General features: G+C 71.3%; 15 protein-coding genes. All 15 read right to left on the bottom strand.

The features are described 5' to 3' along the window. Positions 1 to 7 precede the first annotated feature (7 nt). The 15 genes from AB0873_RS17025 to paaA all read right to left on the bottom strand — a co-directional run bounded on the left by AB0873_RS17025 (position 8) and on the right by paaA (position 13815). Positions 8 to 1333 (bottom strand): NADH-quinone oxidoreductase subunit D, encoded by a 1326-nt coding sequence (locus tag AB0873_RS17025; RefSeq protein WP_366600665.1) that lies wholly within the window; start codon positions 1331 to 1333, stop codon positions 8 to 10. After that, on the bottom strand, positions 1330 to 2067 hold the full coding sequence (locus tag AB0873_RS17020) for an NADH-quinone oxidoreductase subunit C (protein ID WP_155329295.1): 738 nt from the start codon (positions 2065 to 2067) through the stop codon (positions 1330 to 1332). Before AB0873_RS17020 ends, AB0873_RS17025 begins: the two co-directional genes overlap by 4 nt. Then, on the bottom strand, positions 2064 to 2744 hold the full coding sequence (locus AB0873_RS17015) for an NADH-quinone oxidoreductase subunit B family protein (protein ID WP_155329296.1): 681 nt from the start codon (positions 2742 to 2744) through the stop codon (positions 2064 to 2066). Before AB0873_RS17015 ends, AB0873_RS17020 begins: the two co-directional genes overlap by 4 nt. 14 nt (positions 2745 to 2758) lie before the next feature. Continuing rightward, entirely contained in the window at positions 2759 to 3124 is a 366-nt protein-coding gene (locus AB0873_RS17010) for an NADH-quinone oxidoreductase subunit A (protein WP_155329297.1), read from the bottom strand. Between the two features lie 131 nt (positions 3125 to 3255). Beyond that, positions 3256 to 4530, bottom strand: coding sequence for a geranylgeranyl reductase family protein (locus AB0873_RS17005; protein ID WP_366600664.1), 1275 nt, complete (start codon positions 4528 to 4530; stop codon positions 3256 to 3258). Between the two features lie 179 nt (positions 4531 to 4709). Further along, positions 4710 to 4937 (bottom strand): hypothetical protein, encoded by a 228-nt coding sequence (locus AB0873_RS17000; RefSeq protein WP_155329299.1) that lies wholly within the window; start codon positions 4935 to 4937, stop codon positions 4710 to 4712. A 62-nt stretch (positions 4938 to 4999) separates the two neighbouring features. Further along, positions 5000 to 5710, bottom strand: a complete 711-nt coding sequence (locus AB0873_RS16995; protein ID WP_366600663.1) for a demethylmenaquinone methyltransferase — start codon at positions 5708 to 5710, stop codon at positions 5000 to 5002. Positions 5711 to 5873: 163 nt separating this feature from the next. Further along, positions 5874 to 7142, bottom strand: a complete 1269-nt coding sequence (locus AB0873_RS16990; RefSeq protein WP_366600662.1) for an LPXTG cell wall anchor domain-containing protein — start codon at positions 7140 to 7142, stop codon at positions 5874 to 5876. A 195-nt stretch (positions 7143 to 7337) separates the two neighbouring features. Continuing rightward, entirely contained in the window at positions 7338 to 8513 is a 1176-nt protein-coding gene (locus AB0873_RS16985) for a cell wall anchor protein (protein WP_366600661.1), read from the bottom strand. Between the two features lie 296 nt (positions 8514 to 8809). Further along, entirely contained in the window at positions 8810 to 10000 is a 1191-nt protein-coding gene (gene mqnC / locus AB0873_RS16980; protein ID WP_366600660.1) for a cyclic dehypoxanthinyl futalosine synthase, read from the bottom strand. Between the two features lie 165 nt (positions 10001 to 10165). Next, the gene (paaE, locus tag AB0873_RS16975; protein WP_366600659.1) at positions 10166 to 11275 is read right to left on the bottom strand and encodes a 1,2-phenylacetyl-CoA epoxidase subunit PaaE; all 1110 of its coding nucleotides are present in this window, start codon (positions 11273 to 11275) and stop codon (positions 10166 to 10168) included. Then, entirely contained in the window at positions 11272 to 11748 is a 477-nt protein-coding gene (gene paaD, locus AB0873_RS16970) for a 1,2-phenylacetyl-CoA epoxidase subunit PaaD (protein ID WP_366600658.1), read from the bottom strand. Before paaD ends, paaE begins: the two co-directional genes overlap by 4 nt. Beyond that, positions 11745 to 12470, bottom strand: a complete 726-nt coding sequence (gene paaC / locus AB0873_RS16965; protein ID WP_366600657.1) for a 1,2-phenylacetyl-CoA epoxidase subunit PaaC — start codon at positions 12468 to 12470, stop codon at positions 11745 to 11747. Before paaC ends, paaD begins: the two co-directional genes overlap by 4 nt. Further along, positions 12467 to 12757 carry a 1,2-phenylacetyl-CoA epoxidase subunit PaaB gene (paaB, locus tag AB0873_RS16960; protein ID WP_366600656.1) on the bottom strand — a complete coding sequence of 97 codons (291 nt, stop codon included), beginning with the start codon at positions 12755 to 12757 and terminating at the stop codon, positions 12467 to 12469. The genes paaC and paaB overlap by 4 nt, the downstream gene beginning before the upstream one ends. Continuing rightward, positions 12754 to 13815, bottom strand: a complete 1062-nt coding sequence (paaA, locus tag AB0873_RS16955) for a 1,2-phenylacetyl-CoA epoxidase subunit PaaA (protein ID WP_366600655.1) — start codon at positions 13813 to 13815, stop codon at positions 12754 to 12756. The genes paaB and paaA overlap by 4 nt, the downstream gene beginning before the upstream one ends. Between the last annotated feature and the right edge of the window lie 294 nt (positions 13816 to 14109).

The raw sequence follows: 14109 nt of genomic DNA, 5'->3' as shown, positions 1-14109 counted from the left end.
AGCTCGCTCACCTGTCACACCCGCCCATGACCGGGTCCAGCGAGGCGCCACCGGCGATCACGTCGGCGATCAGGCCGCCCTCCGCCATCGCCGGGAGGGCCTGGAGGTTGACGAAGCTCGGCTCCCGGTAGTGCACCCGGTACGGCCGGGTGCCGCCGTCGGAGACCGCGTGCACGCCCAGCTCCCCGCGCGGCGACTCGACCGCGATGTAGACCTGGCCCGGCGGAACCCGGAAGCCCTCGGTGACGAGCTTGAAGTGGTGGATCAGCGACTCCATCGACTGACCCATGATCTTGGCGACGTGCTCCAGCGAGTTGCCCATGCCGTCGACGCCGATGGCGAGCTGCGCCGGCCAGGCGATCTTCCGGTCGGCCACCATCACCGGGCCCGGCTCGAGCCGGTCCAACGCCTGCTCGACCAGCTTCAGCGACTCCCGGATCTCGGCGAGCCGGACCAGGTAGCGGCCCCACACGTCGCCGTCGGTGTGCGTCGGCACGTCGAACTCGTACGTCTCGTAGCCGCAGTACGGCATGGTCTTGCGCAGGTCCCAGGCCAGGCCGGCGGAGCGCAGCACCGGGCCGGTCACGCCCAGCGCGAGGCAGCCGGTCACGTCGAGCACCGCCACGTTCTGCGTCCGCTCCAGCCAGATCGGCTGGCCGGAGAGCAGGTTCTCGTACTCCTTGAGCTTCTTCGGCATCAGCTTCAGGAACTCGCGGATCTTGACGATCGCCTCGTCCGGCACGTCCTGCGCCACGCCGCCCGGCCGGACGTACGCGTGGTTCATCCGCAGGCCGGTGACCATCTCGAAGATCTCGAGGATGCACTCCCGCTCGCGGAAGCCGTACAGCATCATGTTGACCGCGCCCAGCTCCATGGCGGTGGTGGCCACCCAGACCAGGTGCGAGGAGATCCGGTTCAGCTCCATCATCAGGACCCGGATGGTGGTCGCCCGCTCGGTGATCTGCTCCTCGATGCCGAGCAGCTTCTCCACCGCCAGCGCGTACGCCGTCTCGTTGAACAGCGGCGACAGGTAGTCCATCCGGGTCACGAAGGTCGAGCCCTGGACCCAGTTGCGGTACTCCAGGTTCTTCTCGATGCCGGTGTGCAGGTAGCCGACGACCGAGCGGGCCTCGCGGACCGTCTCGCCCTCCAGCTCCAGGATCAGCCGCAGCACGCCGTGCGTCGACGGGTGCTGCGGGCCCATGTTGACGACGATCCGCTCGTCGTTGATCGGGTCGGTGCCGGAGACGACGTCGTCCCAGTCCCCACCGGTGACGGTGAAGACCTTGCCCTCAGTGGTCTCGCGCTCGGTGGCGTAGTTGGACGCGGTCACTGGTACGACCTCCTCCGGTCCGGCGGCGGGATCTCGGCGCCCTTGTACTCGACGGGCACGCCGCCGAGGGGGTAGTCCTTGCGCTGCGGGTGGCCCTCCCAGTCGTCCGGCATCAGGATCCGGGTCAGGTTGGGGTGGCCGTCAAAGACGATGCCGAACATGTCGTACGTCTCCCGCTCCTGCCAGTCGGCCGTCGGGTAGACGCTGGTCACGCTGGGCAGGTGCGGATCCTCGACGGAGACCGCGGCCTCCAGCCGGACCCGCCGCCGGTACGTCATCGAGGTGAGCTGGTAGACCACGTGCAGCCGGCGTTCGTCGGCACCGAGGTAGTCCACCCCGGACACCGAGGAGCACAGCTCGAAACGGAGCGCGAGGTCGTCCCGCATGACCTGGCAGACCTCGGCGATCCGCTCGGGGCGGACGTGCAGGGTCAGCTCGCCCCGGTCCACCACGACCTTCTCGATAGCGTCGGCGAAGCCCGGGTACGCCTCCTCCAGCGCGTCGGTGACCTCGTCGAAGTAGCCGCCGTACGGCCGCGACGCCGACTCGACCGGCCGGCGCGGGCGGACCAGGCCGCCGTAGCCGGACACGTCGCCGGTGCCCTGGTTGCCGAACATGCCCCGGCCGGCCGGGCTGGCCGGCGGGTACTCGGCGGGGGCGGTGCTGGAGGCGCCGGCCGGGGTCACCGGCACCGGTACGCCGCCGTCGTCGAGCCTGTCGTTGGGCGCGGTCACTTCTGGACACCCCCGTGCTGGTGCAGGTGGTTCTGGGCCTTCATCCAGTTCTCGATCCGCAGCTGCTCCTCGCGGCCCTCGCGGACGGCCTTCGTCCACTCGGCCCGCCGGGCCTTGTCGCTGCGGTACGACGACGGCATCGAGCCGTACGGGACCACCGGCACGTCACCGCGGGCCTGGCGGGCCTCCAGCATCTTGCGGCCGTTCGCGCCCAGCGGCTCGTGCATGATCTTCTCGCGGAGCTTGAGGATCGCGTCGATGAGCATCTCCGGCCGGGGCGGGCAGCCGGGCAGGTACATGTCGACCGGGACCACGTGGTCGACGCCCTGGACGATCGCGTAGTTGTTGAACATGCCGCCGCTGCTGGCGCACACGCCCATCGACAGCACCCAGCGGGGCTCGGCCATCTGGTCGTAGATCTGGCGCAGCACCGGGGCCATCTTCTGGCTCACCCGGCCGGCCACGATCATCAGGTCCGCCTGCCGCGGCGAGGCCCGGAAGACCTCCATGCCCCAGCGGCCCATGTCGTAGTGGGGGCCACCGGCGGCCATCATCTCGATGGCGCAGCAGGCGAGGCCGAACGTGGCGCCCCAGACCGACGACTTGCGCGACCAGTTGACCAGCTTCTCCACCGAGGTGAGCAGGACGCCGGCGGGGAGCTTCTCCTCGATACCCATGTGAGGTTCCTCCCTCAGTCCCAGTCCAGGCCGCCGCGCCGCCACACGTAGGCGTACGCGACGAAGACCGCGACGATGAACAGGACCATCTCCACGAAGCCGAAGATCGGCAGGGCGTCGAACGAGACCGCCCAGGGGTAGAGGAAGATGATCTCGATGTCGAAGACGATGAAGAGCATCGCCGTCAGGTAGAACTTGATCGGGAACCGGCCGCCGCCGACCGGCTGCGGGCTGGGCTCGATGCCGCACTCGTACGCCTCGAGTTTGGCCTTGTTGTAGCGGCGAGGGCCGGCGAGGCGGGCGGCCGCCACGGAGAACAGGGCGAACCCCGCGGCGAGGGCGAACAGCCCGATGATCGGTACGTAAGGCGAGAGCGACATCGTTTCTCCTGCTCGTCCTTCCCTGCCCTCGGTGCTTGACGAAAATCACACTATTCACGTCCCTCGCCGCACCTTCCGGCGGGGGGTCGATCTTTGTCACGCCCGGGGACGTCGCCGGCCCCGGGCGCCCGCTAGACGGCGGGTGCCGCCTTCGACATCGCGTTGATGACCCGGTCCATCGCGTCGCCGCCCCGCGGATCGGTCAGGTTGGCCAGCAGCTTGAGCACGAAGCGCATGAGCGTCGGGTGGGGCATGCCGTACCTCGTGGCGGCCCGCATGACCTCCGGGCGGCCGATCAGCTTCACGAAGATGCCGCCGAGCCGGTAGTAGCCGCCGAGCCGCGCCTTCAGCTCCGTCGGGTACGCCATCAGCGCCCGCTCCCGCTCCGCGCCGGCCGGACGGGCGAGGGCCTGCACCGCGATCTCCGCGGCCAGCTCGCCCGACTCCATCGCGTACGCGATGCCCTCGCCGTTGAACGGGTTGACCATGCCGCCGGAGTCACCGACGAGCAGCATCCCCCGGGTGTAGTGGGGCACCCGGTTGAAGCCCATCGGCAACGCCGCGCCGAGGATCGGCCCCTCGGCGTTCGCCTCGTCGGTCATCCCCCACTCCTCGGGGGTGTTGGCGAGCCAGTCGGTCAGCAGCCGCCGGTAGTTCGTCTTGCCGAAGGCCGACGACGAGTTGAGGACGCCGAGGCCGACGTTGACCCGGCCGTCGCCCAGCCCGAAGATCCAGCCGTAGCCCGGCAGCAGGGCGTCGCTGCCCTTGCTGCGCAGCTCCAACCAGGACTCCAGGTAGTCGTCGTCGTGCTTCGCCTCGCAGCGGTAGTACCGCCGGACGGCCACGCCGATCGGCCGGTCCTCCCGCTTCGCCAGCCCGAGAGCGAGGGGAAGTCGGCCGGAGACGCCGTCCGCGGCGACCACCAGGGGTGCGCGGTAGGTGACCGGCTCCTTCTCGGGCCCCACCTCGGCCTCGACACCGACCACCCGGCCGTCGCCGTCGAGCACCGGGCCGATGACGTTCACGCTCGTGCGCAGCTTGGCGCCGGCGGCCACGGCCCGCTGGGCGAGCAGGTCGTCGAAGTCCAGCCGGGTGCGCACCAGGCCGTAGTTGGGGAAGCTGGCCAGGTCGGGCCAGTCCAGTTCGAGCCGGACACCGCCGCCGATCACCCGCAGGCCCCGGTTGTGCAGCCAGCCGGCCTCGGTCGAGGTGTCCACGCCCATGCGGATCAGCTGCCGCACGGCGCGTGGGGTCAGCCCGTCACCGCAGACCTTTTCCCGGGGGAACTCGGTCTTCTCCAGCAGCAGCACCCGCACGCCGTGCCGAGCCAGGTGGTACGCGGTCGCCGACCCACCGGGACCGGCGCCCACGACGATCACCTCGGCGTCGTTCTCCACCGTGGTCATCCGCGCCTCCTCCCCCGCGTGCTCGTGAAATGCTTCACAAGCCAGACGGTGTGGAGTCTATGACCGGCGTTACACCCGCGCCTGGTGAGGGGTACCTAACTTGCCGGAAACAGGCCGCTCAGCGGCGGGCCGAGCCGGGCGTCGGCGCCGTTTCGGTGCGAGCCGGGCGCGCGGGCGGGTCAGCGGCGGGCCGGCGCGGCGTCGAGCCCGGCCTCGGCGCGGATGGTCGCCGGGAGGTGTTCGCGCAACGCCCCGCCGGCCGCCCGGTCCAGCGCGGCCAGCACCTCGGCCACCACCTGGCGCACGTCGGCGGGATCCGCGCCGGCCAGTTCCTTGAGCTGGGCGATGAGTTCGGCGGCGTCGTCGTCGGTGGGTGCCGTGGCGTCCGCCCGATCGGGTCCCGTCATGGGGCGAGCCTACGGGGCAAAATGGACTATATCCCCATATTCACGAAAAGCTGGTTGGCCAGTCAGGCCCGGGTCGCCCGGTGCAGGGCCACGATGCCGCCGCTCATGTTGCGCCAGGCCACCCGGCCCCACCCGGCCGCCCCGATCCGCGCCGCCAGCGCCGCCTGGTCCGGCCAGGCCCGGATCGACTCCGCGAGGTACACGTAGGCGTCCGGGTTGCTGGAGACCGCACGCGCCACCGCCGGGAGCGACCGCATGAGGTACGACAGGTAGACCGTCCGGAACGCGGGGTTCACCGGCGTGCTGAACTCGCACACCACCAGGCGGCCACCCGGCTTCGTGACCCGGGCCAGCTCGCGCAGCGCCGCGTCGGTGTCGTTGACGTTGCGCAGCGCGAAGGAGATGGTCACCGCGTCGAAGCTCGCGTCCACGAACGGCAGCCGCAGCGCGTCACCGGCCAGCAGGGGCACGGCCGGGCGGGTCCGCTTGCCGGCGTACAGCATGCCGAGGGAGAGATCGACCCCGACCGCGTACGCCCCCGAGTGGGCCAGTTCCTCCGTCGAGACGCCGGTGCCGGCACCCACGTCGAGCACCCGCTCACCGGGCCGCAGGTCGAGCGCTGCCCGGGTCGCCCGCCGCCAGGACCGGTCCTGCCCGAACGAGAGGACGGTGTTGGTCAGGTCGTAGCGGGCGGCCACACCGTCGAACATCGCGGCGACCTCGTGCGGCTGCTTGTCCAGACTGGCGCGCTGACCCCGGGGCGTACTACTCACCCCCCCACTCTGCCAGCCCCCCGGGGGGCTGAAGGAAGGGCCCCTTGTTAACGCCTCCGGTAGAGAAGGGGACCCTTGTTAACGCTGAGTTCCCGACCAGCGCTGACAGGCGACGGGGGCGGGATGGCCAGTGGCCACCCCGCCCCCGTAGCGGTCACGACGGTCAGTCGGTCTGCTTCTCGTCGTCAGGGCCGACCAGGACGACCTTCCGCCGCCGCGACAGCAGCAGGAGCGCGCCGCCGGCCACCAGCACGGCCGCGCCGATGCCGGCGATCAGGCCGACCTGCACGCCGGTGACCGGCAGGCCACCGCCGTCGCCGGAGCCGCCGCCGTCGCCGCCACCCGGGGTCGGCGTGCCGCTCGGCTGGCCGCTCGGGCTCGGCCCGGCCGTCGGAGTCGCCGTGGGGGTGGGGCTCGGCGTGCCGCTCGGGCTCGGGCTGGGCTGAGCCGACAGGTCGACGAACGCCTCGAAGACCGTGTGGTTGTCCAGCTCGTCGACCTCGGCGAAGGCACGCCGCTGGGCCGGGTCGGCCACCCTCGGCTCCTCCTCGGGCTCGCCCTCGGCCGCGTCCAGCCCGTACGCGAAGAGGTCACCCTCGTGCAGCACCGGCTCGGTGACGTCGGCGCCCACCCGAACCGTCACGTCGGCGGTGTAGTACTCGCCGGGACGTACGACGACGCCGGAGTCCTCGCAGAGCAGTTGGGCCTTGCCGAGGATCTCCTGCTGGACGCAGCCCGCCGGGGTCTGCACGAAGCTGACGCCGTGGGGCAGGGTGAGACCGTAGAAGACGCCCGTCGCCTTGCGGCTCCCGTCGTTGTAGACGGCCCAGTCGAGCGGCACGGTGACCCCGCGCCGCACCGGCCTGAGGTCGGGCTCGTTCTGCAGGGCGCCGTCGACCACGACGTTGTCCTGGATGTCCTGTGCCCAGGCGGTGAGGTCGTAGCCCGGGCGGGTCACCTCGACCGGCACGTCGACGACCTCGTCGGCGACGTTCGGCTGCGGGGTGGCGGTGGCGACCCCGACGGTCAGCACGCCGCCGTTGCCCTTCCCGCCGGTGCTGAACAGCGGGACGCCGAAGTCCTCGCTGGTGCCGGCGGGCAGGTCGCCGAGGAGGCACTGGTACATCGTCGAGCCGCTGACCGGTACGCAGCCGTCGGGCATCACATAGCCGACGCGGTTGAGCTTGAGCCGGTCGACCTTCACCCGGACGCTGACGTCCTTCGCGGTGGCCGTGCCGGTGTTGGTGACCGTGAACTTGAACGGCTTGGCCTGGGCCTCGTCGACGCCCTTGGCCAGGCTCGTGCTGATCGGAATCAGCACGAGGTCGGGTGCGTCGGCGGCCCGCGCGGGCGTGCCGACGGCGGTCAGCCCGGCGGCGAGCAGGGTTGCGGCACCCGCCCGCGCCAGGCTGGAGCGCTGGAAGAAGGTCATGGATCCCCCGGGGTAAGGGACGTACGGAACGAGCGGACGGTACCGGAGCGACGTCGCGGCACGCCAGAGGCACGGCGGTGAATGTCGGCCGTCCCACTCGGACGGTGGACACAGCGGAGGCGGGATGGTGGACCATCCCGCCTCCGCTGCCGTGCGTTATGTGAACGACCCTCGCGGGTCGATGGAGGACGACCGTCAGGCGGTCGGCTTCTCGTCGCCAGGGCTCACCAGGACGATCCGGCGGCGCCGCGCGACCAGGAACATCACACCACCCGCGAGCAGCACCGCGACACCGATTCCGCCCATCAGGCCGGCCTGCGGCCCGGTCACCGGCAGTCCGGGACCGTCGCCGTCGCCGTCACCCTCGCCGCCACCGCCGGCACCGCCCTTGGCGGCCACGACGACCGCGAAGCCGTCCACGTTGTCCGTCGGGTCGACGTCGGTGATCCGCTCGCCCTTGTTCACCAGGCGGGCGTTCTCGAGGCTGGTCTTCCGGGCGGCACGGGCCTCCGGGGAGTCCGGCTTCACCATGCCGAGCGCGTCGGCGGTCAGCGAACCGGCCGGCAGGGTGGCCGGGGCCTGGACGCCGTCGGCGACCTTGACCGGGAACTGGATCAGCAGGATCGTCTCGTTGTCCACCACCAGGGTGTCGTCGCGGCACGTCGCGGTGCGCACGTCGGCCGAGTACTCGCAGCCCTCGTACTGCTCGGTGAAGGTGACGTCCTTCGGCAGCTGGAGCTTGATCTCGACGCCCCCGGCGAAGGTGTCGCCCTGGTTGACGATCTCGCCGAAGACGAGTGCCTCGTCGCCGGGGTGGATCGCCTTCCCGTCGGCCCGGGTCTTGACGTCCGGCACGACCACGCCGAGGTCGACGCCCGGCACGCCCTCGTACTCGATCAGGACCCTCTTGTCGTTGTTGTCCGGCGTGGTGTCGTCGGACGACTGCAGGAAGAAGCGGGCGCTGAAACCGCTGGTGCTGCCATCGGGCTCGTACTTGAAGGTGACGATCGGGAACTCGAGTTCCTCGCCCGGGCCAGGGATCCGCTCCGCGGGCACGGTGCACAGGATGCTGAAGATTCCGTCGCCCTTGCAGTCCTCGCCGAGCGGGAGGACGTCGACGGGCTGGTCGTTCCAGCCGGAGTAGTCCACGCCGACGGTCAGGGCGGTCGGGGTGCCCGGGCCGTTGTTCTTGACCTTGAGCCAGCCGATCTTCTCGGTGGCGCCCTCGGCCAGCGTGGTGCCGGCGACGGTCACCGCGAGGTCGGCCTTGGTGTCCTCGGCGTGCGCCGGCGTCGCCGCCACGGCGAGCCCGCCGGCGGCCAGCAGCGCGGCTGCGCCGAGCCGCGCGAGCGGCCGGTTACGGAAGATCATGGAAGCGTCCCCCCGTGGGGTGAAGGAAACATACGGGCGGGGACGTTAGCGGGCGGCGATCGACCTCGCCAGCCTTCTGGAACGGGTGTTTGGCCTGGTCACCTAAGCGTGACCTAAGGATTGTCCGGATTCATGGGGGTTGTCATCGACGAATGTGGACACGCTTCGGTGGAACGGTCACCGAATCGATATCTCCGGTCGACCACATCGGCCGTTCGGCCAACCGACCCCACGTCACGGGCCGTGCCCGCACGGTGATGGACCCGCCCCCGGTGACGGACGCGCGGGCCGGTCCGTCAGCGGGCGTCGACCAGCGGCAGCGACTTCCCCGCGCCACCGCCCGGCAGGGCGATCGAGGAGAAGTGCGAGACCACGCGCTCGTCGGTCGGGTCGTCGGCCGGCGTCCAGTGCACGGCGAGGCGGCTGTAGAGGGTGTCCCGCTGGGCGGGGATCCGGTCGGCGGAGCGGATCATGCCGATCAGCTCGTGCAGGTTGGAGCGGTGCCGTGCGCCGGCCGAGGAGATGACGTTCTCCTCCAGCATGATCGAGCCGAGGTCGTCCACGCCCATGTGCAGGGCGAGTTGCCCGACGTCCTTGCCGGTGGTGAGCCAGGACGCCTGGAGGTGCGGCACGGTCTCGAAGAAGAGCCGCGCCACCGCGACCAGCCGCAGGTACTCCAGGGCGGTCGCCTGGGTGCGGCCCTTCAGGTGGTTGTTCTCCGGCTGGTACGTCCACGGGATGAACGCCCGGAAGCCGCGCGTCCGGTCCTGCACGTCGCGGATCATCCGCAGGTGCTCGATCCGCTCGGCGGCGGTCTCGCCGGTGCCCATCATCATCGTCGCGGTCGACTCGACGCCCTGACGGTGGGCCAGCTCCATGACCTCGAGCCAACGCTCGCCGGACTCCTTCAACGGGGCGATCGCCCGGCGGGGACGCTCGGGCAGCATCTCCGCGCCGGCGCCGGCGATCGAGTCCAGGCCGGCGGCCTTGATGCGGGCGATGGCCTCGTCCAGGCTCACGCCGGAGACCTTCGCCATGTGCAGGATCTCGCTGGGGCCGATCGAGTGGATGGCGAGCTTGGGGTACGCCTTCTTCACCGAGGAGAACAACTCCTCGTAGTACTCGACACCGTAGTCCGGGTGATGCCCGCCCTGGAGCATGACCTGGGTGGCGCCCAGCTCGACCGCCTCGCCGCACCGGCGCAGGATCTCCTCGGTGGGGTGCGTCCACCCCTCCTTGTGCTTCGGCGCGCGGTAGAAGGCGCAGAACTTGCACGCCGTCACGCAGACGTTGGTGTAGTTGATGTTGCGGTCGATCAGGTACGTGACGATGTTGTCCGGGTACCGCCGCCGGCGCACCGCGTCCGCCGCCTCGCCCAGCGCGTGGAAGGGCGCGTCGGTGTAGAGCAGCAGGGCCTCCTCGGGCGTGATCCGCCCGCCGTCCGCGCCGCGCTGCAGGATGTCGTCGATCTCCCGGCTCACCGTCACGCCCCCGAGCCTACGTCGCGGTTCCCCGCCCAGCGACGAGCGGCCACCCGATGTGACGTCGTCGGCTCTCCGTGACCCAGCGTGACGCGGAGCGGCCCACGCGCCACGATCACACTCCGTGCCGGGCATGGCCTCGCAGGCCCGGGACTCGGGCGGGCGGGGGGCTCAGGCGTCGTAGTCGACCGTCAGGCGGTCGGTCGTCGGGCTGGACTGGCAGGTCAGGACGTAGCCCGCCGCCACCTCGTCGGGTTCCAGGGCGTAGTTGCGGGCCATGGTGACCTCGCCGTCGACGACCTTCGCCTTGCAGGTCGAGCAGACGCCGCCCTTGCAGGCGTACGGCAGTTCGCCGCGTACCTTCAGCGCCGCGTCCAGCACCCGCTCGTCACGGCCCATGCTGAAGGTCGAGGAGCGGCCGTCCAGCACGATCGTCACCTCCGCTCCGGCCCCGGGCTCGTCACCCGGGCACCGCACCGGCTCCGGCGGCGCGTCGACGTGGAACAGCTCCGTGCGCACCGCCGACTCCGGCGTCCCCCGCGCGGTCAGCACCTCGCGGGCGTCGACCACCATCCCGTACGGCCCGCAGAGGAACCACTCGTCGATCGTGTCGCCCGGCACGATGGTGTCGAGCAGCCGGCCCAGCCGGTCGGCGTCGATCCGTCCGGACAGCAGCGGCGACTCGCCCTGTTCGCGGGAGAGGACGTGCACCAGGTGCAGCCGGGTGGGGTAGCGGTCCTTCAGGTCCGCGAGCTCCTCGGCGAACATCACGGTGTTGACCGTGCGGTTGCCGTACACCACGGTGAAGGTGCTGGCGGGCTCGACGGCCAGGGCCGTCGCGACCAGCGACAGCACCGGGGTGATGCCGGACCCCGCGACCACCGCGCCGTAGTGGCGCACCCGGTCCGGCACGAACGCCGTGGTGAAGTGGCCGAGCGGCGGCAGCACGTCCACGGTGTCGCCGCCGCGCAGGGCGCCGCAGGCGTACGCCGAGAAGGCGCCGCCGGGGATCTCCCGGACACCGATCCGCAGCCGGCCGTGCCGGGCCAGCTCGTCCGGGGTGGAGCAGATCGAGTACGACCGCCGCACGTCCTCCCCGTCGTCGCCGGTGCGCCGGGCGGTGAGGTGCTGGCCGGCGGCGAACGCGAAGGTCTCGCGCAGCTCCTCCGGCACGGCGAAGGTGACCGCCACCGAGTCGGCGGTGAGCCGGTCGACGGCGGCGACGGGGAGCGGGTGGAAGGCCGGCCGGCGGCGGACCGGTCGGGTGATCGTGACAGTCACAGTGCCTTCAGGTGGTCGAAGGGTTCGGAGCAGGACCGGCAGCGCCAGAGCGCCTTGCACGCGGTGGAGCCGAAGCGGCTGACCTGTTCGGTCTCCGGCGAGCCGCAGCGCGGGCACCGGACGGCGAGGGTCAGCGGCACCGCGCCCTCGCGCCGGGCCGGCCCGGGCGGGGCGATGCCGGCGGCGGCGAGCTTCGCCCGCCCGTCCGCCGAGATCCAGTCGGTGCTCCACGCCGGCGCGTAGACCGTGCGGACCTCGGCGTCGGGGTGACCGGCGGCGGCCAGGGCGCGGCGGATGTCGGTGCGGATGACGTCCATCGCCGGGCAGCCGGTGTAGGTGGGGGTGATGGTGACGACCACCCGGCCGGTGGCCGGGTCCTCGTCGACCGACCGCAGGATGCCCAGCTCGTCGATGGTGACCACCCGGATCTCCGGGTCCACCACCGCCGCCACGGCCTCCCTCGGGCTGGTCACCAGTTCGCTCCGGGATGGGCGCGGTGCAGCACCTGCATCTCGGCGAGCAGGTACGACAGGTGCTCGGTGTGCACGCCGTCCCGGCCACCGGCGGGCGCCCAGCCGGTCTGCGGGAGCGTCAGCGTCGCCTCGTCGAGCACCGCCGTCACGGTCGCGTCGACGTCGGCCCGCAGGCTGGCCGGGTCGACCGGCGCGGCCGGATCCGGGGTGAACAGCTCGTGCGTGTACGGCCAGACCTCGTCGACCGCCGCCTGCATCCGCCGGTGCGACTCCTCGGTGCCGTCGCCGAGCCGGCGCACCCAGAGCGAGGCGTGGTCGAGGTGGTACGCCGACTCCTTGCGGGCCTTGGCGCCGATCGCGGCCAGCCGCTCGTCGGCGCACCCGGCCAGCGCGGTGTAGAGCGGCAACTGGTACGCCGACAGGAAGAGCAGCTTCGCCATGGTCACCGCGAAGTCGCCGTTGGGCAGCTCGACGAGGAGGCAGTTGCGGAACTCACGGTCGTCGCGCAGGTACGCCAGCGCGTCCTCGTCCCGCCCGGCGCCCTCCAGCTCGCCCGCGTACGTCAGCAGCAGGCGGGCGGCGCCGAGCTGGTCGAGGGCGATGTTGGCGAGCGCGATGTCCTCCTCCATCTCCGGCGCGCGGGTGGACCACTCGGCGAGCCGCTGTGCCGCGATCAGCGCGTCGTCGCCGAGGCGCAGCGTGAAGTCGAACGGGCCGTTCACAGGTGGGCCACCCCGTCCGGCACCTGGTAGAAGGTGGGGTGGCGGTAGACCTTGTCGGCCGCCGGGTCGAAGAAGGCGTCCTTCTCGTCCGGGCTGGACGCGGTGATGGCGCTCGCCGGCACCACCCAGATCGACACCCCCTCCTGGCGGCGGGTGTAGAGGTCCCGGGCGTTGCGCAGGGCCAGCTCCGCGTCGGGCGCGTGGAGGCTGCCGACGTGGGTGTGCGACAGCCCGCGCCGGGCCCGGACGAAGACCTCCCACAGCGGGGCGTGTTCCTGGCTGCTCACGCGGCCACCTTCTCCTTCTTCGCTGCCTGCTTGGCCGCGTACGCCGCGGCGGCCTCGCGGACCCAGGCTCCCTCGGCGTGGGCCCGGCGGCGGTGTTCCATCCGCTGCCGGTTGCACGGGCCCTCGCCCTTGATCACCCGCATCAGCTCGTCGTAGTCGGGCTGGGTGAAGTCGTACGCCTGCCGCTCGTCGTTCCAGCGCAGGTCCGGGTCGGGGATGCTCAGGCCGAGCACCTCGGCCTGCTGCACGCACATGTCGACGAAGCGCTGGCGCAGCTCGTCGTTGGAGAAGCGCTTGATCTTCCAGGCCATCGACTGCGCGGAGTGGGTGGAGTCGGTGTCCGGCGGGCCGAACATGGCGAGGGACGGGTACCACCACCGGTCCACCGCGTCCTGGGCCATCGCCTGCTGGGCCGGGGTGCCGTGGGCGAGGGTGTGCAGGATCTCGTACCCCTGCCGCTGGTGGAACGACTCCTCCTTGCAGACGCGGATCATCGCCCGCGCGTACGGCCCGTACGAGCAGCGGCACAGCGGCACCTGGTTGACGATCGCCGCGCCGTCCACCAGCCAGCCGATCGCGCCCATGTCGGCCCAGGTGAGGGTCGGGTAGTTGAAGATCGAGCTGTACTTCTGCCGGCCGCTGAGGAGCAGGTCGACCAGCTCGTCCCGGCTGACGCCCAGGGTCTCCGCGGCGGCGTAGAGGTAGAGGCCGTGCCCGGCCTCGTCCTGCACCTTCGCGAGCAGGATCGCCTTGCGCTTGAGCGAGGGCGCCCGGCTGATCCAGTTGCCCTCGGGCTGCATCCCGATGATCTCGGAGTGGGCGTGCTGGGCGATCTGCCGGATCAGGGTCTTCCGGTACGCCTCCGGCATCCAGTCCCGCGGCTCGATTTTCTGGTCGGCGTCGATGACCTCGGCGAAGTAGGCGGCGAGGTCATCGACGCCGGTGGCGCCGCGCCGCCCCCGCTCGGCGGCCTCCCGCAGCGCCGCCTCGGCCGCCTCGACCTCGCCGAGGAGACCGCCGCCGGGGCCGTCGTCGGCCGGGAAGTCATTGCCATACATGCCTCAAGTGTTACAGCTCGCCACCGAAAACTCTAGGGGGTGTAACAGGATTCCGAGAGCCCTGGCCCTACCCAACGAATCCGATTCGTAACCCAGAGCGGATGTGAGTTGGGTCACGACGGGAATATGAATCCCCCCAGAAGACGCATACCGTCCGGATGTCCCGACTTCATGGCAAGTTGCCAGGTGTCAGAACTCGGCGGGTCGCGGATCCGGACGTAGACTTCCCCGGCACAGCGATCGGTTCCCGACGATCACCGAGAGGCCGCCACCCCCGGCCTCGGCGACCCGATC

This window comes from Micromonospora sp. NPDC047707, from assembly GCF_040704235.1.
Lineage (GTDB): Bacteria > Actinomycetota > Actinomycetes > Mycobacteriales > Micromonosporaceae > Micromonospora.
The sequence above is the reverse complement of the archived record's forward strand: the minus strand, read 5'-3'. Positions and strand labels throughout refer to the sequence as shown.